The organism is Cobetia sp. 1CM21F, from assembly GCF_023161745.1.
GTDB lineage: Bacteria > Pseudomonadota > Gammaproteobacteria > Pseudomonadales > Halomonadaceae > Cobetia > Cobetia amphilecti.
Window position 1 is genome coordinate 581,027 of the sequence record NZ_JALNTQ010000002.1, and the last position, 24,549, is coordinate 605,575.

Here is a 24,549-nt window from a genome sequence, read left to right on the forward strand (position 1 = left end):
CGAGGCATGCGTCAGCCCGGGGTCGGCGCGAATCGAGAGCCACTTGCCCAACCTGACGCGGCTCTGGCACTCTCGCCGCATGACGACTCCTTCTGCTGGCGATGATCTCTTCGCCGCCCTCTCGACCTCTGATTCGACGTCCGCGGCTGATGGAGCTGCGCGCCAGACGGCGGCGGATGGCTCGGCCCTGGCAGCTCGCCCGCGCGAGCTGCCCGAGGACTGGCTCACCCTCGCGCACGGCTGGTACCGCCATCCTCTGCATCCGCTGTATCTCAAGCCGCGCGCCCTGACGCCACTGCAGGCCGATCAGGCCCTCGCCACGCTGGAGGGCGATCTCGACTGGCAGCGCCCCAGCCTGAGCGTGCATGGCAAGACGCACCCGATTCCACGCCGTCAGGTGTGGATGGGCGATGTCGGCGCCCGCTATCGCTACTCCGGCAGTCTGTTCGAACCCAACCCTTGGCACATGACCGCCTGGCAGCTGGGCGAGCTGTCGCGACATGTCATCAATCACGAGCTCAGCCCGCAACGCGATGACCTGGGGCGCAACGAGCCCGTGATCGCGGAGCATTTCAACAGCCTGCTGGCCAATCGCTACGCCAATGGCGCCGACCGCATGGGCTGGCACAGCGACAACGAGCCGGAACTGGGCACACGCCCGATCGTGCTCGCCATCTCGCTGGGACGAGAGCGCCCCCTGCGCTTCAAGGGCCATCCGCGCAGCCCCTATGCCGACACGCCGGCGTTCAATCTGTGGCTGCCGCACGGCTCGCTGCTGGTGATGGGTCGTGGCTGTCAGGACCGCCTCCATCATGCGCTGCCGCCGCGCAAGCTGGAGGGACTGCGCATCAGCCTGACCTATCGCCAACTGCTGACGCCCTCTCGCTGAGGTCATCTTTCTTGTTGCTCTCTGCTTTCTCTCTTCTCGCTCTCCTCTTGCCCTCTTCCTGCTCTCTTCCTGCCCACTTCCTGCTCTAACGCCTTCCTTGTTGTCGCTCCCTGCGTCACTGCGCCCCGGACTCAATCCGTCGACGGGTAGCGCGCGCGCAGGGTCTCCAGCATCGCCTGTACCGCCACCGACAGCTCATGACGGCCGCGACGGATCACCCCGACCCGCTGCTGAATCTCGGGGCCTGTCAGCGGCAGGCACTGACAGCCCAGCGCACTCATCTGCGCCGCGCTCATCGCCGGCACCGCGCTGACACCCAGGCCTTCCGCCACCATGCGTCCGCAGGTGACCAGCTGGTGGGTCTCGAAGGCGACATGCAGCGCCATGCCCGCATCCTCGAGGCGCTTCTCGAGCATGCGACGCACCCCCGAGGGCCGCTGCAGCGTGATGAAGTCTTCCTTGAGCAGCCGTGACCACTCGATGGAGGTCGGCGCCTCTGCCAGCAAGGCGTGGCCGGGGGGAATGATCGCCACATAGCGGTCCTCGAACAGCAGCTCGAACACCAGGTCCTGGCGCACGCCGGGGTCGAAGCAGATCCCCAGCTCGACACGGCCATCGGTGACCCGCTCAACCACCTCTTCGGCGATGACGTCATTCACTTCGATGGTGATCTCCGGATATTGGCGGCGAAAATCGGCCAGTACCCCGGGCAGCAGATTTCCGGCGAAGGTCGGCATCGCGGCCAGGGCCACGCGGCCGCGCCCGAGGCTGAAGCGCTGCCGCATCTCATCCTCGGCATGCTCCCAGTCCGACAGCAGTCGCCTGGCCAGCGGGAAGAAGGCGCGCCCCTCCGGCGTCAGGCTGACCTGTCGGGTCGAGCGCTGAAACAGGCGCCCGCCCAGCGACTCCTCCAGATTCTTGACCGCCAACGACAGGGCCGGCTGCGAGAGATGTACCAGCGTGCCCGCCTCGGCGAAGGACAACGTGCGCGCCACGGCCACGAAGGCCTTCAACTGTTTCAGAGTCATGTCGTGTCCTGTCCCGGGAGTGTTTCAAGAGATGTCACAAGAGATGTCACAAAGGCGATGCGGCGCAGTTCATCGTCTGGCGCTCGCAGAGCAGGCGCTTGCAGGGCATCTAGGCCATTGGTCATAGATGACAGCCACGAAGCTCTCACATGACTGACCGCACAGTTCAGGCCATTCCACCCCGCTACCGCGTCAGCCCCTGCCAACATGGGGTTTGGCGGACTTTTTCCTCGCGAGCAGGCGCGATAAACAGCAGATCAATTCTTATCAAAAACTGATCAATGGATAGAAAAAACAAACTTATTAAATATATACAGACTCAGGATTGTCGGCAATGATGAAGACATCCCGACAACAACAGCTTGGATACTCAAGGAGATTCGCATGGCAGGATTCAACAAGGTGGTGACCAGCTACGCGGAGGCCATGGCAGGCCTCGAAGATGGCATGACGGTAATCGCCGGTGGCTTCGGCCTGTGTGGTATCCCGGAGAACCTGATTGCAGAGATCAAGCGCCTCGGCGCCAAGGACCTCACCGTGGTATCCAACAACTGCGGCGTCGATGGCTTCGGGCTCGGTATCCTGCTGGAAGACCGTCAGATCAAGACCATGATCGCCTCCTACGTCGGCGAGAATGCGCTGTTCGAGAAGCAGCTGCTCGACGGCGACCTGGAAGTGATCCTCACTCCCCAGGGCACGCTGGCCGAGAAGATGCGTGCTGCCGGCGCCGGTATCCCCGCCTTCTTCACCGCCACCGGTTACGGCACACCGATCGGCGAAGGCAAGGAAGTGCGCGAGTTCGATGGCCGCCCCTACATTCTGGAAGAGTCCATCAAGGGCGACTTCGCCATCGTCAAGGCCTGGAAGGCGGACCGCTACGGCAACGTCGTCTACCGCCATACCGCGCGCAACTTCAACCCGCTGGCCGCCACCGCCGGCAAGATCACCGTGGTCGAAGTCGAAGAGCTGGTCGAGCCGGGGGAACTGGACCCCGCCGACATCCACACGCCCGGCATCTATGTGGATCGCGTCATCAAGGGCAACTTCGAGAAGCGCATCGAGAAACGCACCGTCCGCTCGCGTTGAGCCCAGGGCTCCGCCGGCATGAATCGCCGCCATCAGGGCGACAGGCCCCACGGCGAACTTTCTCGACCGCCTTCACGACACGGCACAGTGCCTCATGGTTGATGGCACCCAAGACAAGGAAACAATCATGGCTTTGACACGCGAACAGATGGCCCAGCGAGTGGCTCAGGAAATCCAGGACGGCTCCTACGTCAATCTGGGGATCGGCATCCCGACACTGGTGGCCAACTATATCCCCGACGGTATCGAGGTGATGCTGCAGTCCGAAAATGGCCTGCTCGGCATGGGCCGCTACCCCTATGAAGACGAAGTCGACGCCGACATGATCAACGCCGGCAAGGAAACCGTGACCGCCATCGATGGCGCCGCCATCTTCGATTCGGCCGAATCCTTCGCCATGATCCGTGGCGGCCACGTCGACCTCACGGTGCTCGGCGCCTTCGAGGTGGACGTGAACGGCAACATCGCCAGCTGGATGATCCCCAACAAGCTGGTCAAGGGCATGGGCGGCGCCATGGACCTGGTCGCCGGTGCCGAGAACATCATCTGCACCATGACCCACGCCTCCAAGCACGGCGAATCCAAGCTGCTCAGCCAGTGCGAACTGCCGCTGACCGGTGCCGGCTGCATCCGTCGCGTGCTGACGGACCTCGCCTTCCTCGAGATCAAGGATGGTGCCTTCCACCTGCTGGAGCGCGCGCCAGGCGTGAGCGTCGAGGAAATCGAGCGTCTGACCGCAGGCAAGCTGGTCGTCCCGGAACACGTGCCGGAAATGCAGCTGGACGCCTGAGGCACCTTCTGCCCCGGGCACTGGCCACCCTCGCGCCGCTTTTGACCATCGAGCCACTTTTGACTCACGAAACAATTGCGCTCGAGGGTGGCAAAACACGGCCCCGACATCCCACGGATTTTTGCCGACTCTTTTGAGGAAAATCTCTCATGATGTGATGGGCGCATCACATCCTCTCTCCGAGAGCCTTGATGGCTTCGACGCCATCCGCCGGCAGCGCTGCCATCGCTGCCGGCTTTTTTGTGTCCATCGCCCGCCATACGGGGCTTTGCGCCATTCAACCCCCTATACAAGCAAAGCCGCACTATGGTCTTTTTCCTACAGGCGTCATCACTCACACCAAGATAACGGGATAAAAACAAGCGGACTCCCTGCCCTCGGTGTGGCGAAATTCTCAGCACTATTGGCACGGCTTTGCGGGCGAATTCTGCGCACGATTATTAGGCAAAAGGATAAGTTTTTGATATTTCATTTGACCTTGCCGCCCGAGCAGCGCAGTATTGCTCTCGTTGGTTAGCAAGTCGAATATCGTCAGTCGTGATCGAAGCACTTCGGTACCTGGTGTATATCCTCCTTGTTTTACCCACGTTTATCGGGTAACTCCCGGCAATATCATCAGTAAGGAATTACGATCATGGCAACTGGCACAGTCAAGTGGTTCAACGACACCAAAGGTTTCGGCTTCATTTCTCCGGACGACAACGGTGACGACCTGTTCGCACACTTCTCCGAAATCCAGGCTGAAGGCTTCAAGTCTCTGCAAGACGGTCAGAAGGTCTCCTTCGACGTCACCCAGGGCAAGAAAGGCCTCCAGGCCGCTAACATCAAGCTGATCGACTAAGCTTTGATTTTAGCTGGAAGAGGCTAACCCCTCCTCCGACAGAAAAGCCCGCTTCGGCGGGCTTTTCTGCGTCTGGCGTTCGCGCACGCCGCGGGGTATCGCATCCTTCCGCATGCCCGAGTGCTCGAGTGCTCGAGTGCCAGACATGAAAAAAGGGACTGCCTGGGCAGTCCCTTTTTCGTTCCTCCTCCTTTTTCGCATATCTTCAAGGCGCTGCTACCAGCGACGGAGCGTCACGCCTCGCAGCGAGCCTGACTGTGGCTCACCTGGCCACGGTGCGCTTACCCCCGATAGTAGCGCTGCTCGACGAACGGCATCTTCGTCACCGTCATCGGCAGGCGCTTGCCACGCACATCGGCAAACACTTCGGTCTCGAGAGCGCTGTGAGCGATGCCCACGTAGCCCATCGCCACAGGCTTGCCATAGGTCGGCCCGAAGCTGCCGGAGGTCACAACACCGATACGGTTGTCCTGGGCATCATAGAGCTCAGCCCCTTCGCGGATAGGCGCTCGCCCCTGGGCGACCAGCCCCACCCGCTTGCGGGTGTGATCCTTGTTGGCGATCTGGGTCAGGATGACATCGGCCCCCGGGAAACCGCCTTCACGCTCGCCGCCCTGACGACGCACCTTGCCCAACGCCCAGATCAGGCTGCCTTCCACCGGTGAGGTGGTGGTATCGAGATCGTGACCGTACAGGCACAGCCCCGCCTCGAGACGCAGTGAATCCCGCGCGCCAAGACCGATGAACTCCACCTCCTCCATCGCCAGCAACAGCCGCGCGAAGCGCTCTGCGTCGGCATCGGGCACGGAGATCTCGAAGCCATCCTCGCCGGTATAGCCACTGCGGCTGACCCAACACTCGATGCCCTCGATGGTGACGTGGGCATGATGCATGAAGGTCAGCTCGCAGGCCTCGGGCGACAGGCGCTGCATCACCGCGTGAGCCATCGGCCCCTGCAGTGCGAGCAGTGCCCGATCATCCAGCACCTCAAGCTCGATATCCATCGGCAGGCCGACCCGCAGATGCGCGATGTCCTGATCCTTGCAGGCAGCGTTCACCACCACGTAGAGGTGATCACCGCCATTGACGATCATCAGGTCATCCAGGATACCGCCGGTGTCGGAGGTCAGCAGGCCATAGCGCTGCATGCCCACCGGCAGGTCGATGATATCCGTCGGCACCAGGGCCTCCAGCGCCGCCTGCACATTCTCGCCACGCAGGATCAACTGCCCCATGTGCGAGACATCGAACAGCCCTGCCTTGGCGCGCGTGTGTTCATGCTCCTTCTTGACGCCAAGCGGGTACTGCACGGGCATGGAATAGCCGGCGAACTCGACCATCCTGGCCCCCTGCTCGACATGCAGGTCATGAAGGGCGGTCTGCTTGAGACCCGTCACTGCGGCGGAATCGGACATCGTCATTCTCCAGGTTGGCTTGCGATGACTCTCAGAGATGGCGCCCGAACGGCACACGCTCTCTGGAGGCTTGTTGTCATGGGCACTGCTCTCAAGCACTGCCGATTTGAACAGGGCGCCCTGCGCCTGCACCGCCCAGGTCAGGTGACCCGGGCGATGCAGAAGGCAGTCAGTGGCACGGTAGGGCCAGGCGAGTCATCAGCGTCGTTCAGCGATCTTCGCCAGCCAGCACTTCCTTGCCATCAAAATAATCACGCGTCAGCTTGAAGACCACCGGCGACAGCAGCGCCAGACCGATCAGGTTCGGAATCGCCATCAGCGCATTGAAGGTGTCCGCCATCAGCCAGATCAGGTCGAGCTTGGCCATCGCGCCCAGCGGAATCGCGATCACGAACACGATGCGATACAGCATGATGGCACGCGTGCCGAACAGGTACTGGAAGCACTTCTCACCATAGAAGGACCAGCCAAGAATGGTGGTGAAGGCGAAGACCGCTAGCGCGATGGCTACGAGGTGGTTGCCCACGCCCGGCAGCGCCTGATCGAAGGACATCGAGGTCAGGGCCGCGCCGGTTTCCCCGGAAGACCACAGGCCGGAAGTGATGATCGCCAGCGCCGTGATGGTGCAGATGATGATGGTGTCGATGAAGGTCCCCAGCATCGCGACCAGCCCCTGACGGACCGGGTTCTTGGTCTGCGCCGCCGCGTGGGCGATGGGCGCACTGCCCAGGCCCGCTTCATTGGAGAAGATACCGCGCGCCACACCGAAGCGGATGGCGGCCATCACCGCTGCCCCGGCAAAGCCGCCGGTAGCTGCGACCGGATTGAAGGCATAGGTGAAGATGAGACCGAAGGCATGGCCGATCTGGTCGGCGTTGATCACCAGGATGATGATACCGGCCAGGAAGTAGGCAATGGCCATGAACGGCACCAGCTTGCCCGCCACGCTGGAGATACGCTTGATGCCACCGAGAATCACGGCGCCGGCCAGCACCATCATCACCACACCGGAGACCCAGTGCGGGATGGCGAAGGACGTTTCCAGCGCATCCGCGACCGAGTTGGACTGCACGGTGTTGCCGATGCCGAAGGCCGCGAAGCAACCGAAGAAGGCGAAGGCACCGCCCAGCCAGCCCCACTTGGCGCCCAGACCATTGCGGATGTAGTACATCGGGCCACCGACATGGTTGCCGGTGTCATCGACTTCACGATAACGCACGGCACACACGGCCTCGGCGTACTTGGTCGCCATGCCGACCAGCGCGGTGATCCACATCCAGAAGATCGCCCCCGGGCCACCCAGCGCGATGGCGGTTGCCACGCCCGCGATGTTACCGGTACCGATGGTCGCCGACAGCGACGTCATCAGGGCATTGAAAGGAGAAATCTCGCCGTCGCCATCCTTGCCCGGCGCACGACCACTCCACAACAGCTTGAAGCCGGTACCCAACTTGCGAAGCGGCATGCCCTTGAGGCCTGCCTGAAGATAGAAGCCGACCCCGAGCAACAGGATCAGCATCAATGGGCCCCAGACGACGCCATTGATGGCACTAAAGACGGAACTGATCATTTCCACGCAGATTTCCTCCGCTGAATTGTTGTTATCACACGATGCGCAGTGACTCGTGGCGGTGCCATCCCCAGGCGGGTGATCGACCCGCGACGAGCCTCCCACGGCATTTTCACCGTTGGGACAGCTCACATTAGCGGAAGCTATCTCACTTCACTAGCCCAACAGGGCTTTACGCTGGCAGGTGAGGCAATCATTGCGTAAAAAGTACGATGAGACTGCGCCAACTCGCATGTTTCATCGCCTCATCGTGTCTTCTGGCAGCAGATCCTGCGCCGAGTGATCTCGAGACTGACGAAAAAAAGTCTCACAACAAGCCAAGCCGAATGACGAACCGAAAGTCGAGCCGCATGCAGGGCGCGGTAACCCTCAGGTAAAGACTCTCTCAGCGCCACCAGCGCTCTCATGCGCTCTCATCAGGTTCGCTTTGCTTGAACGCATCAGGCATTGACAGCCGGGTCTTCACGACACAACATGGAAACAAGTTTCCGATAAGAAACTGTCGGCACCATAACGCGAGTTTGAGCGCCTCGCAACAGTGACTCGGACATCCTCGCCCACTGGCGCGACCGATCTCCCGCGCTGCTGCAATGCACTCAACCTCTCACGAGGTGTCACGGCGCGCTGGAAAGGCGCCGGGCGGCCTGGCCAGCGATGCACAGCCATGGGCCAGGCAGGCCCGTGATGGCGGGCTTCATGAGTGAACCACGCAAGACACTGGACGCCCGAAGAGTGACAGACCACGATAGAGGTACGGCCGTCAGCAATACACGCCCAAAGTCGTAGCATCACGCGGCAGTCTGCCACTGCCACACGCCGGGACCTTGGGGCATAATGACGTACCGATTCCCTGAATCAGAAAATCTTTTCACATAGGAAAACACTCATGAGCAATATTCCCGCCACGCTGAAGTACACCGAGAGTCACGAGTGGGTTCAGGACAACGGTGATGGCACCGTGACCATCGGGATCACCGACCACGCCCAGGAAGCGCTGGGCGATGTCGTCTTCGTCGAACTGCCGGAAGTCGGCCGTGAGCTGGCGCTGGAAGAAGAGTTCGGGGTCATCGAGTCCGTCAAGGCGGCCTCTGATCTGTACGCGCCGCTGGCCGGTGAAGTCATCGCCGTCAACGAGAGCCTCGAAGACGCGCCGGAATCCGTCAACGAAAGCCCCTATGACGATGCCTGGATTCTGAAGATGAAGGTCGCTGACAGCGCCGAACTCGACAAGCTGCTCGACGCTGATGCCTATTCTCAGCTGGTCGAAAGCGAAGCCTGATCGCCGTCAACCTCCTGTCCATGTCGCAGACGCTCAGGGCAGGAGGTTTCAGCGCCTTTCCGCGCTCGCATACAGCCGCACTCGCGCACAGCCACCCTCGTGACTGCGCCACCCCGTTTCGATGGCACGACGCCCCTGACACGACCGCCCTTGCAGGTCGCGCGGGGAGTGAAGCAACTGCAGCATGCTCGGCAGTGATGTCGATGCCCCCATGATTCCCGACGCCCTGCCCGCCGCTTCCTCGCTGGCACGGTGATGTTCCTCCCGCGGACTGCCCTCTGCAGTCCCCGTTGCAGCACAGGATTTCTTGCATGGCTCACGAGACGCTTACCCTGGCCCAGCTGGCCGGACACGACGATTTCATCTCCCGCCACAATGGGCCGACCGATGCCAATGTGACGCGCATGTTGGCGACGCTGGGCGAAGAGAGCATCGCCACGCTCATCGACCGCACGGTGCCCACCGCCATTCGTCTGGGCCGTGAGCTGGATCTCGAAGGGCCACGCACGGAATCCGAAGCACTGGACTACCTGAAGCGCCTCGCGCGTCAGAACAAGGTATTCAAGACCTATATCGGTCAGGGTTACCACAACACCCACCTGCCGGCGGTCATCCAGCGCAACGTGCTGGAAAATCCGGGCTGGTACACCGCCTATACGCCGTATCAGCCGGAAATCGCCCAGGGCCGTCTCGAAGGACTGCTCAACTTCCAGCAGGCGGTAATGGACCTGACCGGCATGGAGCTGGCCAACGCCAGCCTGCTGGACGAGGCCACCGCCGCTGCCGAGGCCATGGCGCTGTGTCAGCGCGGCAACAAGAAGAGCAAGAGCAAGCGCTTCTTCATCGCCGATGACGTGCTGCCGCAGACCCTGGACGTCATGCGCACCCGCGCCGACTACTTCGGCTTCGAGCTGATCATCGATGCCGCCGAGAACGTCGGCGAGCACGACATCTTCGGCGCCCTCTTCCAGTATCCGGGCAACACCGGCCAGGTGCGCGACCTCGCGCCGCTGCTGGACGCCGCGCGCGCCAATGGCGCGATGAGCGTGGTGGCCGCCGACCTGCTGAGCCTGGTGCTGCTCAAGTCGCCGGGCAGCCTCGGCGCCGACATCGTCGTCGGTACCTCCCAGCGCTTCGGCGTGCCGATGGGCTTCGGCGGCCCGCACGCGGCCTTCTTCGCCACCACCGACAAGCTCAAGCGCTCCATCCCGGGCCGCATCATCGGCGTCTCCAAGGACGCGCGCGGCAACCCGGCATTGCGCATGGCGATGCAGACCCGCGAGCAGCACATCCGCCGCGAGAAGGCGACCTCCAACATCTGTACCGCCCAGGCGCTGCTGGCCAACATCGCCGGCTTCTACGCCGTCTATCACGGTGCCGAAGGCCTCAAGCGCATCGCCACCCGCGTGCATCGCCTGACCAGCATTCTCGCCGAGGGCGTCAGCCGTTGCGGCATGGCACTGGCCCACGACAGCTGGTTCGACGCCATCACCGTGACCGGTGTGGATGAGGGCAAGATCCACGGTCGCGAGCTGACCCACGAGATCAACCTGCGCCACCACGGCGACGGCCGCATCACCATCAATCTCGACGAGACCACCACCGCCGCTGACGTCGGCGTGCTGTTCGACGTGCTGCTCGGCGAGGAGCATGGCCTATCCGTCGCCGCGCTGGACCAGGACCTGCTGGCCAAGGGCGCAAGCGCGATTCCGGCGGCCTGCCAGCGTGACAGCGACTTCCTGACCCACCCGACCTTCAGCCGCTACCACTCGGAAACCGAGATGCTGCGCTACCTGAAGCGCCTGGAGAACAAGGACCTGTCGCTGACCCACGCGATGATCCCGCTGGGCAGCTGCACCATGAAGCTGAACGCCACCACCGAGATGATCCCGGTCACCTGGCCCGAATTCGCCAACGTCCATCCCTTCGCACCGTCGGATCAGGTGGTCGGCTACAAGCAGATGATCGATGAGCTGTCGGCCTTCCTGGTCGAGATCACTGGCTACGACGCCATCTCCATGCAGCCGAATTCCGGCGCGCAGGGGGAATACGCGGGGCTGGTCGCGATCCGTCGCTATCAGGCCTCCATCGGCGAAGGCGCGCGCGACATCTGCCTGATCCCCAGCTCCGCCCACGGCACCAACCCGGCCTCCGCCGCGATGGCCGCCATGAAGGTGGTGGTGGTCGAGTGTGACGCCAACGGAAACATCGACATCGCCGACCTGCGCGCCAAGGCCGAGCAGCACAGCGACAAGCTGTCCGCGATCATGATCACCTACCCATCCACCCACGGCGTGTTCGAGGAAACCGTGCGCGAGGCCTGTCAGGTCGTTCACGATCACGGCGGCCAGGTCTACATCGACGGTGCCAACATGAACGCCCAGGTCGGCATCTGCCGCCCGGGGGACTTCGGTGGCGATGTCTCGCACCTCAACCTGCACAAGACCTTCTGCATTCCCCACGGTGGCGGCGGCCCGGGCATGGGCCCGATCGGCATCAAGGCCCACCTGGCGCCGTTCGTCTCCAACCACGTGGTCACCCCGCTGGAAGGCGTGAAGCCGGAATGCACCGCCGTCTCGGCCGCCGCCTTCGGTTCCGCGGCGATCCTGCCGATCTCCTGGGCCTACATCAAGATGATGGGCGCGCAGGGGCTGCGTGAAGCCACCGAGCTTGCGATCCTCAACGCCAACTACATCGCCACGCGTCTCGATGGGCACTATCCGGTGCTCTATCGCGGCAAGAACGGCACCGTGGCGCATGAGTGCATCATCGATATCCGCCCGCTGAAGGCCGCTTCCGGCATCAGCGAGGAAGACATCGCCAAGCGCCTGATCGACTACGGCTTCCACGCGCCGACCATGTCGTTCCCGGTGGCGGGCACCCTGATGGTCGAGCCCACCGAGTCCGAGTCGCTCTACGAGATCGACCGTTTCTGTGAGGCGATGATCGCGATTCGCGCCGAGATCACCCGTGTCGAGCAAGGCGAGTGGACACTGGAAGACAACCCGCTGGTGCACGCGCCGCACACCCAGGCCGACCTGATGGACGCCGAGTGGACGCGCAGCTACTCCCGCGAGATCGGTGCCTTCCCCAGCGAGCACGTCAAGGCCGCCAAGCAATGGCCGGCGGTCAACCGGGTCGACAACGTGCACGGCGATCGTCAGTTGATCTGCTCCTGCCCGAGCATCGATCTCTACCGTGATTGAGAGCCATGATTGAAAGCCGCGATTGAGAGCCAGCAATGAGGCGGTGATGAAACACTGTCGCTGATCGCTGTGGCACAAAAACGCCCCTGCCGGGAAACCGGCAGGGGCGTTGTCGTTGCTGCAGCCTTTCAGCAGGCTGTTCGATGGCGCAGTGTCGCGCCAGTCGCGTTTACTCCTTCCAGCTCTTGAGCAGCTCGTCGTAGGCGATGGTCTCGCCCTTGGGCTTCTCGTTGTCCAGCTTGGCCTTCGGCGCACCCGGCTGGGCGAACCAGTACTCCGCATCACGCTCCTCGTTGAGCTTCGGCCCACAGTTGTCCATCACCTTGGCGCGCTCGAGACGCTCGAGAATGCGGTCCTGTGCCTTGGCCAGGCCATCGAGGGCTTCCTGCGGCGTGGCTTCGCCACTGGCGGCCTGGGAGATGTACTGCCACCACAGCTGGGCGAGCTTGGGGTAATCCGGCACGTTGGTGCCGGTCGGCGACCACTGCACCCGCGCCGGGCTGCGATAGAACTCGACCAGACCGCCCAGCTTCGGCGCGGCATCGGTCATCGCCTGGGACTGGATATCCGACTCGCGGATCGGCGTCAGCCCTTCCAGGGTCTTCTTGAGCGAGACGGTCTTGGCGGTGACGAACTGCGCGTACAGCCAGGCCGCATGACGGTTCTTCTCCGGGGTGGAATCGAAGAAGGTCCAGGCACCCACGTCCTGATAACCAAGCTTCATGCCCTCTTCCCAGTACGGGCCATGCGGCGACGGCGCCATGCGCCACTTCGGGGTGCCATCGTCGTTGACCACCGGCAGGCCATCCCGCGTCATGTCGGCGGTGAAGGCGGTGTACCAGAAGATCTGCTGGGCGATGTTGCCCTGGGACGGCACAGGGCCGGACTCGGAGAAGGTCATGCCCTGGGCTTCCGGCGGTGCGTACTTGCCCAGCCAGTCGACATACTTGGTGGTGGCATAGACGGCCGCCGGGCCGTTGGCCGCGCCCCCACGCGTCACCGAGGAGCCCACCGGCTGACATTCCTCGACACGAATGCCCCACTCATCCACCGGCAGGCCGTTGGGCAGGCCCTTGTCGCCGGCGCCCGCCATGGAGAACCAGGCATCGGTGAAGCGCCAGCCGAGTGACGGGTCCTTCTTGCCGTAATCCATGTGGCCATAGACCCGCTCACCGTCGATTTCCTTGACGTCATTGGTGAAGAAGTCGGCGATGTCCTCATAGGCCGACCAGTTGACCGGCACCCCCAGCTCGTAGCCGTACTTGTCCTTGAACTGCTTCTTCAAATCTTCGCGCTCGAACCAGTCGGCACGGAACCAGTAGAGGTTGGCGAACTGCTGGTCCGGCAGCTGATAGAGCTTGTCATCCGGGCCGGTGGTGAAATCCAGCCCGATGAAGTCATCCAGGTCCAGCGTCGGCGAGGTGAAGGCCTTGCCATCGCCTTCCATCATGTCGCTGATCGGCACGACCTTGCCATAGCGGAAGTGCGTGCCGATCAGGTCGGAGTCGTTGACATAGCCATCGTAGATATTGCGCCCGGACTGCATCTGGGTCTGCAGTTTCTCGATGACGTCGCCTTCCTGAATCAAGTCGTGGGTCAGCTTGATGCCGGTGATCTCGCTGAAGGCCTTGGCCAGCACCTTGGACTCGTATTCATGGGTGGTCAGGGTTTCCGAGGCCACCTTGATTTCCATGCCGCGCAGCGGTTCAGCGGCCTTGATGAACCATTCGAGCTCGGACATCTGTTCGTCCTTGCTCAGCGTGGAGGGTGAGAACTCCTGATCGATCCACTTCCTTGCCGCATCCTGATACTGATCGGCCATAGCCTGACTGGAAAGGCCGGCGAGCCCCGCCGCCGTGGCGAAGGCGATGGCGTAACGCAGGCGTGCGGGTCGAATGATGTGCTGACTCATGGGATGTCCCTTCATTGGCGTTATTGTTGTGTCGCGTCTTCCAACAACCACTTCCGTCAATCACGTGTCGCGCGGCGCGATTCGCCGCCTTGCTTGCTCTCGGTGCTGCTCTTCCTCCTGCCGTTGCGATCTGCTGTCGTTGGCTGCTGCTCTGTTGTCCTTGCTGTCCTGATTGCTCTGCTGCGCTGATGCCCTGATGCCCTGATGCACTGATGCACTGATACTCAGTGGCTTGCTGTCACTCTCGCGTCTCCTGCAGCAGCTCGCGCTGGGCGCGGTAGAGCGAGGCGGGCTTCACGGCCTCGCCCGGTGACTCGACGCGGGCCTGCAAGGCATCCATCGGCGGCAAGGGGTCATACTCGGTCACGCCCTTGGCATTCATCACCCGGGCATAGTCATGGCGATTGGCGATGCCCAGCGCATGCCCGGTCGCCCCGACGACCGTCGGCATGATCACCTTGCCGAAGTGGGAGTCGGCGCGCATGAAGGGCCAGGCAGCATGCGGCTTGCCGGTATTGACCGGGTTCCACAGCACCAGCCCGCGCAGATGATTGGGCTGATGGCCGACACTCGCGCCCCAGCGGTCGCGCACATGACCGCCACGCTTGCGATCGAACACGTTGTCGCGCGATTGCTGACCATGCAGCTCGATACCACTGTCACCGGCGTGCTCCAGTTCAAGGTAGACGTTATGGGTCGCGTAGCGGGCCACCCCGGGCGCATGCCAGGCATGACTTTGGTCGACTACCTGGCGGGCCAGTACCTGATTGCTGTCACTGATCGTCATCGCGATATGCCCGGGCTTGCCGGTCATCGTCACGTCTTCGAGCGTCAGCTGTGAACTGTGGCGCACCTTCACCCCCTGATTGAAACTGTCGAGCCGTACGTCACGTATCCAGCCATCCGTGATGCCATCCAGGTCCAAAAGGCCGAAGCCGCTGTCATCCTCGGCGCTGCGGTGATGCTTGAAGTGCCCCCGCCAGTTGCCCTTGAGCGTGATGCCCTGCACCCCGACTTCCCGCGCCGGGTGCAGGCGTGCGATGCGCCACTGCTCACCGGGAAAGCGCTCATGCACCACCGGCAACGAGAGCGTGAGGCGCTTGCCGTCACGTGCCACCACGCGGTAGCGCGCCCGCTTGATCACTCCGTCACGCTCGATCAACCAGCGTGACTCGCCGGTGCTGGCGTCCTTTTCCATCTGATAGGGCGCCAGGGCACGCGCCACTGACTCAGGCCGCTTGTCGATGCTCTCCAGCAACACCTCATCGCCTGGCGCGAGCGCTACGCCATCGGCCTCATCCGCCTCATCCGCCTCATCCGCCTCATCCGCCTCATCCGCCAGCGTGATCGTGTCCTGCGTATCCGCCGGCTGCCGGTGGCTCGTCGGCGTGACGGCTTGCCATTCTTCCTGCTTGCCCCCCTCGGCCAGATTGCCCAGATGCAGCAGCCAGGGAGTGCTCCAGTACCAGCTGGCGTGCAACGGCAGCATCGGCCGGGTCTGCCTGAGGTGCGTGACATCACTGCCCGCGCCCATCAAGGTCCAATGACTGCCTGCCAGACTCAACCCCTGCATCTTGAGCAATGCCTCGCGCAGCGCCTGCTGGCGTTCTGCGTCCGCCACCGCGGCTTTCAGTGCCACCAGGCGGGAGTGAAACCAGTCGCGCTCGGCCGCCCCATACACCACGTAATCCCCCGCCGGGAAATAGAGCACGCCGCGGCGCGCGGGGCGGTCAGCGTCATCACTGCCCTGACGTTGCCAGTCACGCATGGCGGCATGCGCCTCAAGAATGGCGCGGCGATCACTCAGGGTGTCACTGCCATCCGCGCCGTAGGCCGTGACATCGAACCGGCGCAGCACGCCCTTTTCGCTCTCATCTACAGTGCCCTTTGCTGCCGTGCCCTTTCCCGCCGAGCCCTTATCTGACGCTTCACCAGCATCACGCGACTCGAGCTCAAGCTCAGGCGCCGGAAGTGCCTCGCCCTGGTGGTAGCCGACGCGGGAAACGTCAGGCAGTGGCAGTGGCTTGCGCGCCTCGGGTGGGCGGGTCTGATTGGCCTGCCACACGCGCTGATACTGCTGCCACAATGTTGATTGCCCTGCATCTTCCGCCTCGCCATCCCCGACCTGCTGATCAGGCGTCGCGGTGCCCGGGGTGTCGAGCGGTGTACCGGCCCACCAACCGAGGGCGACAACGCAGGCAATGCTCAGCCCTGTCACGCCCGCCCAGAGACGACTGCGGTTCTTGCGGCCCGGCGAGGGAGAGTCGCCACGTGAAGCGCCATGTAAAGCACCCTTTGAAGCCCCCTTTGAAGCACTATCAGTAGACGAGCGATGCTGTGAACGAGATGACGACATGCAACGAGATTCCAGAGCGGCGAATGACACTGGCGGATGCCAGTCAGAACCGCTTGGGACTCCCCTCAGGCTGTCCGGTTCCGTGTTGCCACCGGGCGACGCTGCCTGTCGTCAGCGCTCTCTCCTCTTCACATCTCCCCGCATGTCATCCCCACTTCATCCCCACTTCATCAACACCAGCATCCAGACGACACACACGATGCTGATCATCCACAGCACCTGATCGGTAAAGCCCAACCACAGCAGATGCAGCCAGCCGCTGGAGAGCAGGCCGATGAACAGTCTGTCGCCCCGCGTGGTCGCGATGGGCAGAAATCCCTGCCGACTCAGCGTCGGGGTCACGAACTGCCAGGCGGTCATGCCCAGCAGCAGGGTGCCGATACCGGCAAAGAAGAGTGACGTGGGCAGTGTCCAGGCCATCCATTCCATCATCATGTCCTCTTGTGGGCCGCCAGCAGAGACTTGCTGACGGCAATGACAGCGGCGCTCGGCCTGGTGCCGATCACACCCGGCCCAGGGCAAAGCCCTTGGCGACATGGTTGCGCACGAAGTAGATCACCAGAATGCCGGGAATCAGCGTCAGGGCACCGGCGGCGGCCAGCACGCCCCAGTCGATGCCCGAGGCCGAGACCGTTCGCGTCATCACCGCCGCTATCGGTTTCGCCTCCGTCGAGGTCAGGGTTCGCGCCAGCAACAGCTCCACCCACGAGAACATGAAGCAGAAGAAGGCGGTCACCCCGATGCCCGGGCGAATCATCGGAATGAACAGCGTCAGGAAGAAGCGCGGGAAGCTGTAGCCGTCGATATAGGCCGTCTCATCGATCTCCTTGGGTACGCCGGACATGAAGCCTTCCAGAATCCAGACCGCCAGCGGCACGTTGAACAGACAGTGCGCGAGTGCCACCGCCAGCGGAGTATCGAACAGCCCCACCGAGGAATAGAGCTGGAAGAACGGCAGCAGGAAGACCGCCGGCGGCGCCATGCGATTGGTTAGCAGCCAGAAGAACAGATGCTTGTCGCCCAGGAAGCGATAGCGCGAGAAGGCATAGGCCGCCGGCAGCGCCACCGCCAGCGAGATGAGCATGTTGAGCACCACGTAGCTCATCGAGTTGAGGTAGCCCATGTACCAGCTGGGGTCGGTGAAGATCACCCGATAGTTGTCGAAGGTGAAGTTCTCGGGCCACAGGGTCAGGCCGCCGAGAATCTCCTGATTCGACTTGAAGGACATGATCAGCAGCCAGTAGATCGGCACCAGCAGGAACAGCAGATAGATCGTCATTACCAGACGCTTGCGTGTGGTCATCACTCGTCTCCTCAGGCGTCGTCACTGTCCTGATGGGTCATGGCGGTATAGAACAGCCACGAGACCAGCAGGATGATGAGGAAGTAGATCAGCGAGAAGGCAGCGGCACGTCCGAGATCGAACTGGCCGATCGCCATCTGGGTCAAGGTCTGGGACAGGAAGGTGGTGGTGGTACCCGGCCCGCCACCGGTGAGCACGAAGGGCTCGGTGTAGATCATGAAGCTGTCCATGAAGCGCAGCATGATGCCGATCAACAGCACGCTCTTGAGCTTGGGCAGCTGGATGTAGCGGAACACGGCCCAGGGCGAGGCACGGTCGATGCGTGCGGCCTGGTAATAGACATCGGGAATGGCACGCAGCCCCGAATAGCACAGCAGCGCCACCAGCGACGTCCAGTGCCAGACATCCATCACCAGCACCGTCACCCAGGCGTCAGCCGGATTGGAGGCGTAGTTGTAGTCGATGCCCAGCTGGCCCAGCGCCCAGCCGTAGAGACCGATGTCCTCACGACCGATGATCTGCCAGATGGTGCCGACCACGTTCCAGGGAATCAGCAGCGGCAAGGCCAGCAGAATCATGCACAGCGAGACCATGAAGCCCTTGCGCGGCATCGAGAGCGCCACGGCGATCCCCAGCGGAATCTCGATGGCCAGCACCGCGAAGGAATAGACGAACTGACGGATCAGCGAGTCGTGCAGGCGCTCGTCACGCAGGATCTCGCGATACCACTCGGTGCCGACGAAGAAACGCGTGGAGGGATCGAAGATGTCCTGCACCGAGTAGTTGACCACCGTCATCATCGGGATGATGGCCGAGAACGCCACCACGATGACCACCGGCAGCACCAGCCACCAGGCGCGATTGTTGTGTGTGCGTTGCATCAGGCGTTACCTCCCGGCCGCTCATCATCTTCCCCTATGACAGAGCCGCCACTCTCCCCTCTGGCAAGGCTGTCCGCCTCGCCACTGTCATGCGCGCCGGCCTGCGACAGATCCAGCAGATGCTCATCGAGATAGAAGCGCTGCCAGCGGGCCGGCAAGCGCAGACGCACGCGGCCTGTCGGCAGCGGCGCATCTTCCTCGATGCGCGCCTTGAACAGGCAGCCACCACCGATGTCGATATCCACCACCTTGTAGGTCCCCAGGTCCTGCACCAGCGTGACCTGACCACTCAGCCAATGCTCGCGGGTGTCGGGAACCGCCGCCGCTGGTGAACTGTCGCTGGCCTCGAGCTCGACGAATTCCGGCCGGATGCCCAGCTTCAACTCGCCCTTGCGCTCCGCCAGTGTCGCCAGCAGCGGCCGTGGGATATGCAGCAAGGGCGCATCCTCCCCCGTGCCGAGCCGCACGCCCTGCGATTCCAGCGTGATGCTGGCCAGGTTCATGCCCGGCGAGCCGATGAAGTAGCCCACGAAGGTGTGAGCGGGGTCCTCGAACAGTTCGCGCGGGGTGCCGAACTGCACGATGCGGCCCTCGTACATCACCGCGATCTTGTCGGCGAAGGTCGAGGCCTCCAGCTGATCATGGGTGACGTAGACCATGGTGATGTTGAACTGCTCGTGGATCTGCTTGAGCTTGCGGCGCAGCTTCCACTTGAGGTGGGGGTCGATGACCGTCAGCGGTTCATCGAACAGGATGGCGGCCACGTCATCGCGCACCAGGCCACGGCCCATCGAGACCTTCTGCTTCTCGTCGGCCGTCAGGTTGCTGGCTCGCCGCGTCAGCAGGTCTTCCAGCTCCAGCACCTGGGCGATCTCACGCACCCGGGACTGCACCTTGTGCTCCGGCTGGCGCTGATTGCGCAGCGGGAAGGCCAGATTGTCGAAGACGGTCATGGTGTCGTAGACCACCGGGAACTGGAACACCTGAGCAATGTTGCGCTCTTCCGGCGGCAGCCGATTGACCACGCGATCATCGAAGCGCACCTCGCCCTCGGAGGGGGCCAGCAACCCGGAGATGATGTTGAGCAGCGTGCTCTTGCCACACCCCGACGGGCCGAGCAGTGCATAGGCGCCGCCCTGCTGCCAGACATGATTCATGCGTCGGATGGCGTAATCACTGTCGGCGGTGGGCACCGCCAGGTAGCTGTGCGCCAGATCATTGAGGTGTATTTCCGCCATCAGGCCAGCCCTCCGCCAGTCGTGGTGGGTCGCTCGGGCGAGCGGATCAGTGCCCCATCGCCATGCTGTTCCGCCCCGTCACCACCATCGGCGGCATAGACGAACAGCTTGTGGGCGGGGGCATAGACGCGGATGGCATCATCCACGGCGAAGTCGTGGATGCCGGCCAGATGCAGGACCAGCGAGTGATCGGCATTGCTGACATGCAGGAAGGTCTCGGAGCCGGAGATCTCGGCGATATCCACCGTGACGGCGAACTCCAGATCATCATCGGCCAGCGGTGCCAGCCCCAGATGGCTGGGGCGGATACCGAAGCGGTAGGCCCCGCTCTCGATCCCCACCAGTGGCGCGGGCAGCACGAAACGGCTGCCCTGCTCGCCGGCACTGGCCGCGCCGGAGAACGCCAGCTCACGTCCGCGCACCTCGGCCTCGAACAGATTGATCTGCGGCTCGGAGTAGAGCTTCGCCGCCTCGACACTCAGCGGATGATGGTAGACGGCCTCGGTAGGCCCGGACTGCAGCACCCGCCCTTCATGCATCAGGGTGGTGGTGCCGCCGAGTGCCAGCGCCTCGCCGGGCTCGGTGGTGGCGTAGACGGCAATGGTGTTGCGGGTCGCGAACAGGCTGCGCATCTCGTGACGCAGTTCTTCGCGCAGCTTGTAGTCGAGATTGACCAGCGGCTCATCGAACAGCACCAGGTCGGCGTCCTTGACCAGCGCCCGCGCCATGGCCGTGCGCTGCTGCTGGCCACCGGACAGCTCCGCCGGCTGACGCGCAAGGAACTGCTCGATATGCAGCATCTCGGCGATCTCGTGCACGCGGCGGCGGATTTCCTCAGGCGCCATGCGCGCCAGCTTCAGCGGCGAGGCGATGTTGTCGTAGACGCTCAGGCTCGGGTAGTTGATGAACTGCTGATAGACCATCGAGATGTTGCGCTCGCGCACCGGCCGGCCGGTCACGTCCTCGCCGTTCATCACGATGCGCCCGTCACTGGGCACATCGAGACCCGCCATCAGGCGCATCAGCGACGTCTTGCCGGACAGGGTGCGTCCCAGCAGCACATTGAAGGAGCCGGGCTCGAAGGTCAGGTCCACCCTGTCGATATGGGTCTCGCGGCCAACCCGGCGGGTGACCGCCTCAAGGCTCAAGGACATGGCGCTGTCTCGTCTGGTGAAAGTCATCGGGGCAAGGACACGGCCAACCACTGCCGAGTGTTCACACCCACCTGGTGACTATCCTCAAGCGAACCCTGTGCCAGCCGCGCGCAGACACCTGCCCACAGACACCCTCCTCTAGCCCTCGAAGGGCGCCGGATTCCGCTCTTCTGTCGATCATTCAGTTACTTGCCGGATGCGACCAAGGCAGGGGCAGACCATGGTCTAGCCCGTCATCCGCCGCGTCTGCCGCTACTCTGATGAACAGTGTCTGAACACTGAAGTTCTCGGAACTGAACACTCACCACGCACAAGTGAACATTGCCGTGAACACTCCCCCAGACCGATAAAAGCACCGGAAACAACATCGATAACAGCACCCATAACAACAGAGGCCTGAAAGGCCCACCGCACAAGGGACGTCGCATGCCACTACCCCACGCCGCCAAGCACTCAGCGCGCCATGCTGCTCATCATTCGGCCAAGCATCCAGCTCACCACGCGGAGGATCAGGCGCTCGATCGAGGCGCCGCCTGCGCAACGTCTGCGGCGGCTCTGCCCTCTGCTCTTCCCTCTGCTCTTCCCTCTTCTTCTCCCTCGGCGCTGCCGCCCTCAACCCTCAGGTGTCCGCCGGAAGAGCTCGTCTGGCGGCAGCGTCAGGCCGCCAGCCTGATGACGACGGTGGCGTCAGCGGTGGCCGGTCATACCCTCAACCTGCTCGATCACTGGCAGGCGTGCCTGGTGCTGACCGACCGCGACGGCATGGTGCTGGCAAGCTACGGCCATCAACAACTGCTGGGCAATGATGCCGCCCTGTTGCACCCCGGCGCGCGCTGGCGTGAGGAGTCGCTGGGCCACAACGCCATCGCCGAGACCCTGAATGCGCCGCGCGCCAATCGCCTGGCGCGCATCGCGCTCGAAGCGCATGACGCCGAATGCCTCAAGGGGCTGGCCAGCGCCAGTGCCGCACTGCTGGCGCCCGCCAGCTGGAGTGCCAGTCGCGGCCTGACGCCCGGCGCCTGCGAGGGGTGCCTGGGGCTGATCTGCGATCCCTACCGTGTGCGCCAGTACAGCCTCGGCATGCTCGGCGTACTGGCGGATGACATCGAGCAACGCCGTCTGGGCGAGGCGCATGGGCACGACCATCACCTGTTGCGCCTGCATCTCAACCGCTCGCAGCTGGACTCGCCCAGCGCAGCCCTGCTGGCCATCACACCGCAAGGTCAGGTCGCTGCCGCCAGTCGCCGGGGACTGCAGCTGCTGGCGGCTCACCTTGAACTCACGCCCGCCTCCGACAGCGCAGACAATGCAGACAATGCAGCCAATGCATCGAACAGCGCAGCCCATGCAGCGGACAGCGATAGCTGCGCCACCCGCGATGACATCCACCTGCTGCTGGGCCAGCCGCTGGCACGCTGGCAGCTGGACTGGGCGCCACTGTCCCAGCTCGCCGAGGCGCAGTGTGTGACACTCACGCAGCACCCGCGCTTCACGGGCTACACCCTGTGCGCAGCCCCACCCAGCCCACGGGTCGTGGCCCGTGCGCCGGCCGAGCGCTCTGCAAGCCAGACACCGGCCGAAGCCGCCACTCGAAAGACTGCGTGCCACCCGAGCCTTGCGCGCCTGCATCATGGCGATGCCGGCTGGGCCAGGGTCTGCGAACTGCTGGCGCGGCTGGTGAACGCCCGCCTGCCACTACTGCTGCAGGGCGAGACTGGCGTCGGCAAGGAGGAAGTGGTCAAGGCGCTGCATCAGGCCAGTCATCGCGCCCATCAGCCGCTGGTCGCCATCAACTGCGCCGCCTTGCCTGATGAGCTGGTCGAGGCCGAACTGTTCGGCTATCGGCGCGGTGCCTTTACCGGTGCCGACCCCGCCGGGCGCGAAGGCCGCCTGCTCGAGGCCAATGGCGGGCGCCTGTTCCTGGATGAGATCGGCGACATGCCGCTGCATGTGCAAGCGCGTCTGCTGCGCGTACTGCAGGAGCGTGAAGTCACCCCGCTGGGCGGCGGCAAGTCGCAGCGGGTCGATTTCGAACTGGTCGCCGCCACCCATCAGCCCCTCAGTGAGCTGGTCAAGGCCGGACGCTTCCGGGCAGATCTCTACTATCGCCTGTGTGGCGCCACCATCGCTCTGCCGCCGCTGAGGGAGCGTCACGACATCGCCGGTCTGAGTCGCGCCCTGCTGACACGGCTGTGCCGGGAGCAGCAACGTGAGCTGCCGCGCATCACGCCCGCCTTCCTCGATCGCCTCACCCAGCATGACTGGCCCGGCAACGTGCGCGAGCTGGACAACGTGCTGCGTCTGGCGCTGGCACTGTGCGACGGGCCGGCCCTGGAGCCGTGCCATGTGATGCTGGCGGGCGACTGCCTCGCGGTAGAAGGCGACTGTACCGCAGCAGAGGGCGAGCTTGCCCTTAAGCCCTCGCAACCGAGCCGCCAGCCCTCGCTGCATGATCTCTCCAGCGCCGAGGAGCTGCAGAGTGCGCTGGACGCGCTGGGCGGCAACGTCTCGCGTCTCGCGCGGGAGCTGGGCATCAGTCGCACCACGCTCTACAAGCGACTCGGCGCGGCCTGACGCAGCAGGCTTTTCTTCAAGCCCCGGCCCTGAAACGCCCGCGCCCCCGCAGAGTCTGTCTGCGGGGGCACGGGCGTTTCTTGCGACTCCTGTTTCTCACAACTATCAAGCGCCCAGCACTCAAGAGCAGAGGGCAGACGGCAGAGGACAGATGGCAGAGGGTCGAGGACAGTGCTCAGCTCGGCGTCAGGCCGCGCAGTCGTTCATTGCGGCGGCGAATCAGCTCCAGTGTTGTCAACAGCAGGATCGAGACCAGCACCAGCAGCGTGGCCACCGCCAGAATCGTCGGACTTATCTCCTCACGGATACCGGACCACATCTGGATCGGGATGGTGGTCTGTGCCGGCCCGGCGATGAACAGCACCACCACGACTTCATCGAACGAGGTGATGAAGGCGAACAGCGCACCGGACACCACTCCCGGCGTCACCAGCGGCAGGATGATGCGGAAGAAGGTGCGACTTGGACTGGCCCCCAGCGAGTGCGCCGCACGTGTCAGCGAGTGATCGAAGCCGGACAGCGTCGCCGTCACCGTGATCACCACGAAGGGAATGCCCAGCGCCGTGTGCGCCAGAATCACGCCCAGATAGGTCTGGGTCAGCCCCAGTTTCGAGAAGAAGAAGAACATCGCCGCGGCGCTGATGATCAGCGGCACGATCATCGGCGAGATCAGGATCGCCATGATGGTATTGCGAAACGGCATGAAGCTGCTGGAAAGCCCCAGTGCGGCAAGCGTGCCCAGTACCGTGGCCAGCACCGTCGCGCACACCGCCACGATGATGCTGTTCTTGATCGAGCGCATCCACTCATCCGAGGTGAAGAACTCCTGATACCAGCGCAGCGAGTAGCCCTCCGGGTCCAGCGACAGCATCTTCTCCGAGAAGGTGAAGTAAGGTTCGGCATTGAACGAGAGCGGAATGATCACCAGGATCGGCCCGATCAGGAACAGGAAGATCAGCGCGCACAGCACGCAGAACACCCAATGCCAGATCCGCTCACCACGAGTTGCATAGGAAGGTATGGCCAT

At 63.4% G+C, this 24,549-nt stretch carries 18 protein-coding genes; 7 read left to right on the forward strand and 11 right to left on the reverse strand.

What is annotated here, in order from left to right:
- The first annotated feature begins 79 nt into the window (after positions 1-79).
- Positions 80-889: an alpha-ketoglutarate-dependent dioxygenase AlkB gene (locus tag MSG32_RS08110; RefSeq protein ID WP_248379107.1), complete on the forward strand. Its 810-nt coding sequence runs from the start codon at positions 80-82 to the stop codon at positions 887-889.
- 131 nt (positions 890-1,020) lie between these two features.
- Here the strand turns inward: MSG32_RS08110 and MSG32_RS08115 are convergent, their stop codons facing one another.
- The gene (locus MSG32_RS08115) at positions 1,021-1,917 is read right to left on the reverse strand and encodes a LysR family transcriptional regulator (RefSeq protein WP_248379108.1); all 897 of its coding nucleotides are present in this window, start codon (positions 1,915-1,917) and stop codon (positions 1,021-1,023) included.
- A 384-nt stretch (positions 1,918-2,301) separates the two neighbouring features.
- Between MSG32_RS08115 and MSG32_RS08120 the strand changes: the two genes are divergently transcribed.
- The 3 genes from MSG32_RS08120 (at position 2,302) to MSG32_RS08130 (ending at position 4,634) form a co-directional block, all read left to right on the forward strand.
- On the forward strand, positions 2,302-3,003 hold the full coding sequence (locus tag MSG32_RS08120) for a CoA transferase subunit A (RefSeq protein WP_043334485.1): 702 nt from the start codon (positions 2,302-2,304) through the stop codon (positions 3,001-3,003).
- A 127-nt stretch (positions 3,004-3,130) separates the two neighbouring features.
- Entirely contained in the window at positions 3,131-3,793 is a 663-nt protein-coding gene (locus MSG32_RS08125; RefSeq protein ID WP_043334487.1) for a 3-oxoacid CoA-transferase subunit B, read from the forward strand.
- Between the two features lie 634 nt (positions 3,794-4,427).
- A complete protein-coding gene (locus tag MSG32_RS08130) occupies positions 4,428-4,634 on the forward strand; it encodes a cold-shock protein (RefSeq protein WP_043334489.1) in 207 nt (68 codons plus the stop codon).
- 281 nt (positions 4,635-4,915) lie between these two features.
- On the opposite strand, the gene gcvT is transcribed toward MSG32_RS08130, so the two are convergent.
- Together gcvT and MSG32_RS08140 are read right to left on the reverse strand one after the other, a co-directional pair.
- Positions 4,916-6,031, reverse strand: coding sequence for a glycine cleavage system aminomethyltransferase GcvT (gcvT, locus tag MSG32_RS08135; protein WP_213114338.1), 1,116 nt, complete (start codon positions 6,029-6,031; stop codon positions 4,916-4,918).
- Positions 6,032-6,257: 226 nt separating this feature from the next.
- Positions 6,258-7,625, reverse strand: coding sequence for a sodium:alanine symporter family protein (locus tag MSG32_RS08140; RefSeq protein ID WP_248379109.1), 1,368 nt, complete (start codon positions 7,623-7,625; stop codon positions 6,258-6,260).
- Positions 7,626-8,505: 880 nt separating this feature from the next.
- Here MSG32_RS08140 and gcvH point away from each other — a divergent pair.
- Both gcvH and gcvP read left to right on the forward strand, forming a co-directional pair.
- Positions 8,506-8,898: a glycine cleavage system protein GcvH gene (gene gcvH, locus MSG32_RS08145; protein ID WP_043334495.1), complete on the forward strand. Its 393-nt coding sequence runs from the start codon at positions 8,506-8,508 to the stop codon at positions 8,896-8,898.
- Between the two features lie 311 nt (positions 8,899-9,209).
- Positions 9,210-12,104: an aminomethyl-transferring glycine dehydrogenase gene (gene gcvP, locus MSG32_RS08150; RefSeq protein ID WP_248379110.1), complete on the forward strand. Its 2,895-nt coding sequence runs from the start codon at positions 9,210-9,212 to the stop codon at positions 12,102-12,104.
- Between the two features lie 169 nt (positions 12,105-12,273).
- Here the strand turns inward: gcvP and MSG32_RS08155 are convergent, their stop codons facing one another.
- The 7 genes from MSG32_RS08155 to MSG32_RS08185 form a co-directional block, all read right to left on the reverse strand.
- Positions 12,274-13,926 carry an ABC transporter substrate-binding protein gene (locus tag MSG32_RS08155; RefSeq protein ID WP_225348116.1) on the reverse strand — a complete coding sequence of 551 codons (1,653 nt, stop codon included), beginning with the start codon at positions 13,924-13,926 and terminating at the stop codon, positions 12,274-12,276.
- A 328-nt stretch (positions 13,927-14,254) separates the two neighbouring features.
- Complete coding sequence (locus MSG32_RS08160; protein WP_248379111.1) at positions 14,255-16,234, reverse strand: DUF4955 domain-containing protein; 1,980 nt, start codon at positions 16,232-16,234, stop codon at positions 14,255-14,257.
- 294 nt (positions 16,235-16,528) lie between these two features.
- On the reverse strand, positions 16,529-16,801 hold the full coding sequence (locus MSG32_RS08165) for a DUF2160 domain-containing protein (protein ID WP_043334560.1): 273 nt from the start codon (positions 16,799-16,801) through the stop codon (positions 16,529-16,531).
- Positions 16,802-16,874: 73 nt separating this feature from the next.
- Complete coding sequence (locus MSG32_RS08170; protein WP_043334505.1) at positions 16,875-17,675, reverse strand: carbohydrate ABC transporter permease; 801 nt, start codon at positions 17,673-17,675, stop codon at positions 16,875-16,877.
- An 11-nt stretch (positions 17,676-17,686) separates the two neighbouring features.
- Entirely contained in the window at positions 17,687-18,556 is an 870-nt protein-coding gene (locus MSG32_RS08175; protein ID WP_043334509.1) for a sugar ABC transporter permease, read from the reverse strand.
- Complete coding sequence (locus tag MSG32_RS08180; protein ID WP_248379112.1) at positions 18,556-19,794, reverse strand: ABC transporter ATP-binding protein; 1,239 nt, start codon at positions 19,792-19,794, stop codon at positions 18,556-18,558. Before MSG32_RS08180 ends, MSG32_RS08175 begins: the two co-directional genes overlap by 1 nt.
- Positions 19,794-20,948, reverse strand: coding sequence for an ABC transporter ATP-binding protein (locus MSG32_RS08185; RefSeq protein ID WP_248379113.1), 1,155 nt, complete (start codon positions 20,946-20,948; stop codon positions 19,794-19,796). The genes MSG32_RS08180 and MSG32_RS08185 overlap by 1 nt, the downstream gene beginning before the upstream one ends.
- A gap of 672 nt (positions 20,949-21,620) precedes the next feature.
- On the opposite strand from MSG32_RS08185, the gene MSG32_RS08190 reads away from it, so the two are divergent.
- Positions 21,621-23,522 carry a sigma 54-interacting transcriptional regulator gene (locus MSG32_RS08190; protein WP_248379114.1) on the forward strand — a complete coding sequence of 634 codons (1,902 nt, stop codon included), beginning with the start codon at positions 21,621-21,623 and terminating at the stop codon, positions 23,520-23,522.
- 175 nt (positions 23,523-23,697) lie between these two features.
- Here MSG32_RS08190 and MSG32_RS08195 read toward each other — a convergent pair whose 3' ends face one another.
- Complete coding sequence (locus MSG32_RS08195) at positions 23,698-24,549, reverse strand: ABC transporter permease (RefSeq protein ID WP_248379115.1); 852 nt, start codon at positions 24,547-24,549, stop codon at positions 23,698-23,700.

Bases quoted from the DNA above. Each gene is read 5' to 3' on its own strand.
- MSG32_RS08110 (WP_248379107.1), top strand. From the start codon at position 80: ATGACGACTCCTTCTGCTGGCGATGATCTCTTCGCCGCCCTCTCGACC.
- MSG32_RS08115 (WP_248379108.1), bottom strand. From the start codon at position 1,917: ATGACTCTGAAACAGTTGAAGGCCTTCGTGGCCGTGGCGCGCACGTTG.
- MSG32_RS08120 (WP_043334485.1), top strand. From the start codon at position 2,302: ATGGCAGGATTCAACAAGGTGGTGACCAGCTACGCGGAGGCCATGGCA.
- MSG32_RS08125 (WP_043334487.1), top strand. From the start codon at position 3,131: ATGGCTTTGACACGCGAACAGATGGCCCAGCGAGTGGCTCAGGAAATC.
- MSG32_RS08130 (WP_043334489.1), top strand. From the start codon at position 4,428: ATGGCAACTGGCACAGTCAAGTGGTTCAACGACACCAAAGGTTTCGGC.
- gcvH (WP_043334495.1), top strand. From the start codon at position 8,506: ATGAGCAATATTCCCGCCACGCTGAAGTACACCGAGAGTCACGAGTGG.
- gcvP (WP_248379110.1), top strand. From the start codon at position 9,210: ATGGCTCACGAGACGCTTACCCTGGCCCAGCTGGCCGGACACGACGAT.
- MSG32_RS08155 (WP_225348116.1), bottom strand. From the start codon at position 13,926: ATGGCCGATCAGTATCAGGATGCGGCAAGGAAGTGGATCGATCAGGAG.
- MSG32_RS08165 (WP_043334560.1), bottom strand. From the start codon at position 16,801: ATGGAATGGATGGCCTGGACACTGCCCACGTCACTCTTCTTTGCCGGT.
- MSG32_RS08170 (WP_043334505.1), bottom strand. From the start codon at position 17,675: ATGACCACACGCAAGCGTCTGGTAATGACGATCTATCTGCTGTTCCTG.
- MSG32_RS08175 (WP_043334509.1), bottom strand. From the start codon at position 18,556: ATGCAACGCACACACAACAATCGCGCCTGGTGGCTGGTGCTGCCGGTG.
- MSG32_RS08180 (WP_248379112.1), bottom strand. From the start codon at position 19,794: ATGGCGGAAATACACCTCAATGATCTGGCGCACAGCTACCTGGCGGTG.
- MSG32_RS08185 (WP_248379113.1), bottom strand. From the start codon at position 20,948: ATGTCCTTGAGCCTTGAGGCGGTCACCCGCCGGGTTGGCCGCGAGACC.
- MSG32_RS08190 (WP_248379114.1), top strand. From the start codon at position 21,621: ATGACGACGGTGGCGTCAGCGGTGGCCGGTCATACCCTCAACCTGCTC.
- MSG32_RS08195 (WP_248379115.1), bottom strand. From the start codon at position 24,549: ATGGCCATACCTTCCTATGCAACTCGTGGTGAGCGGATCTGGCATTGG.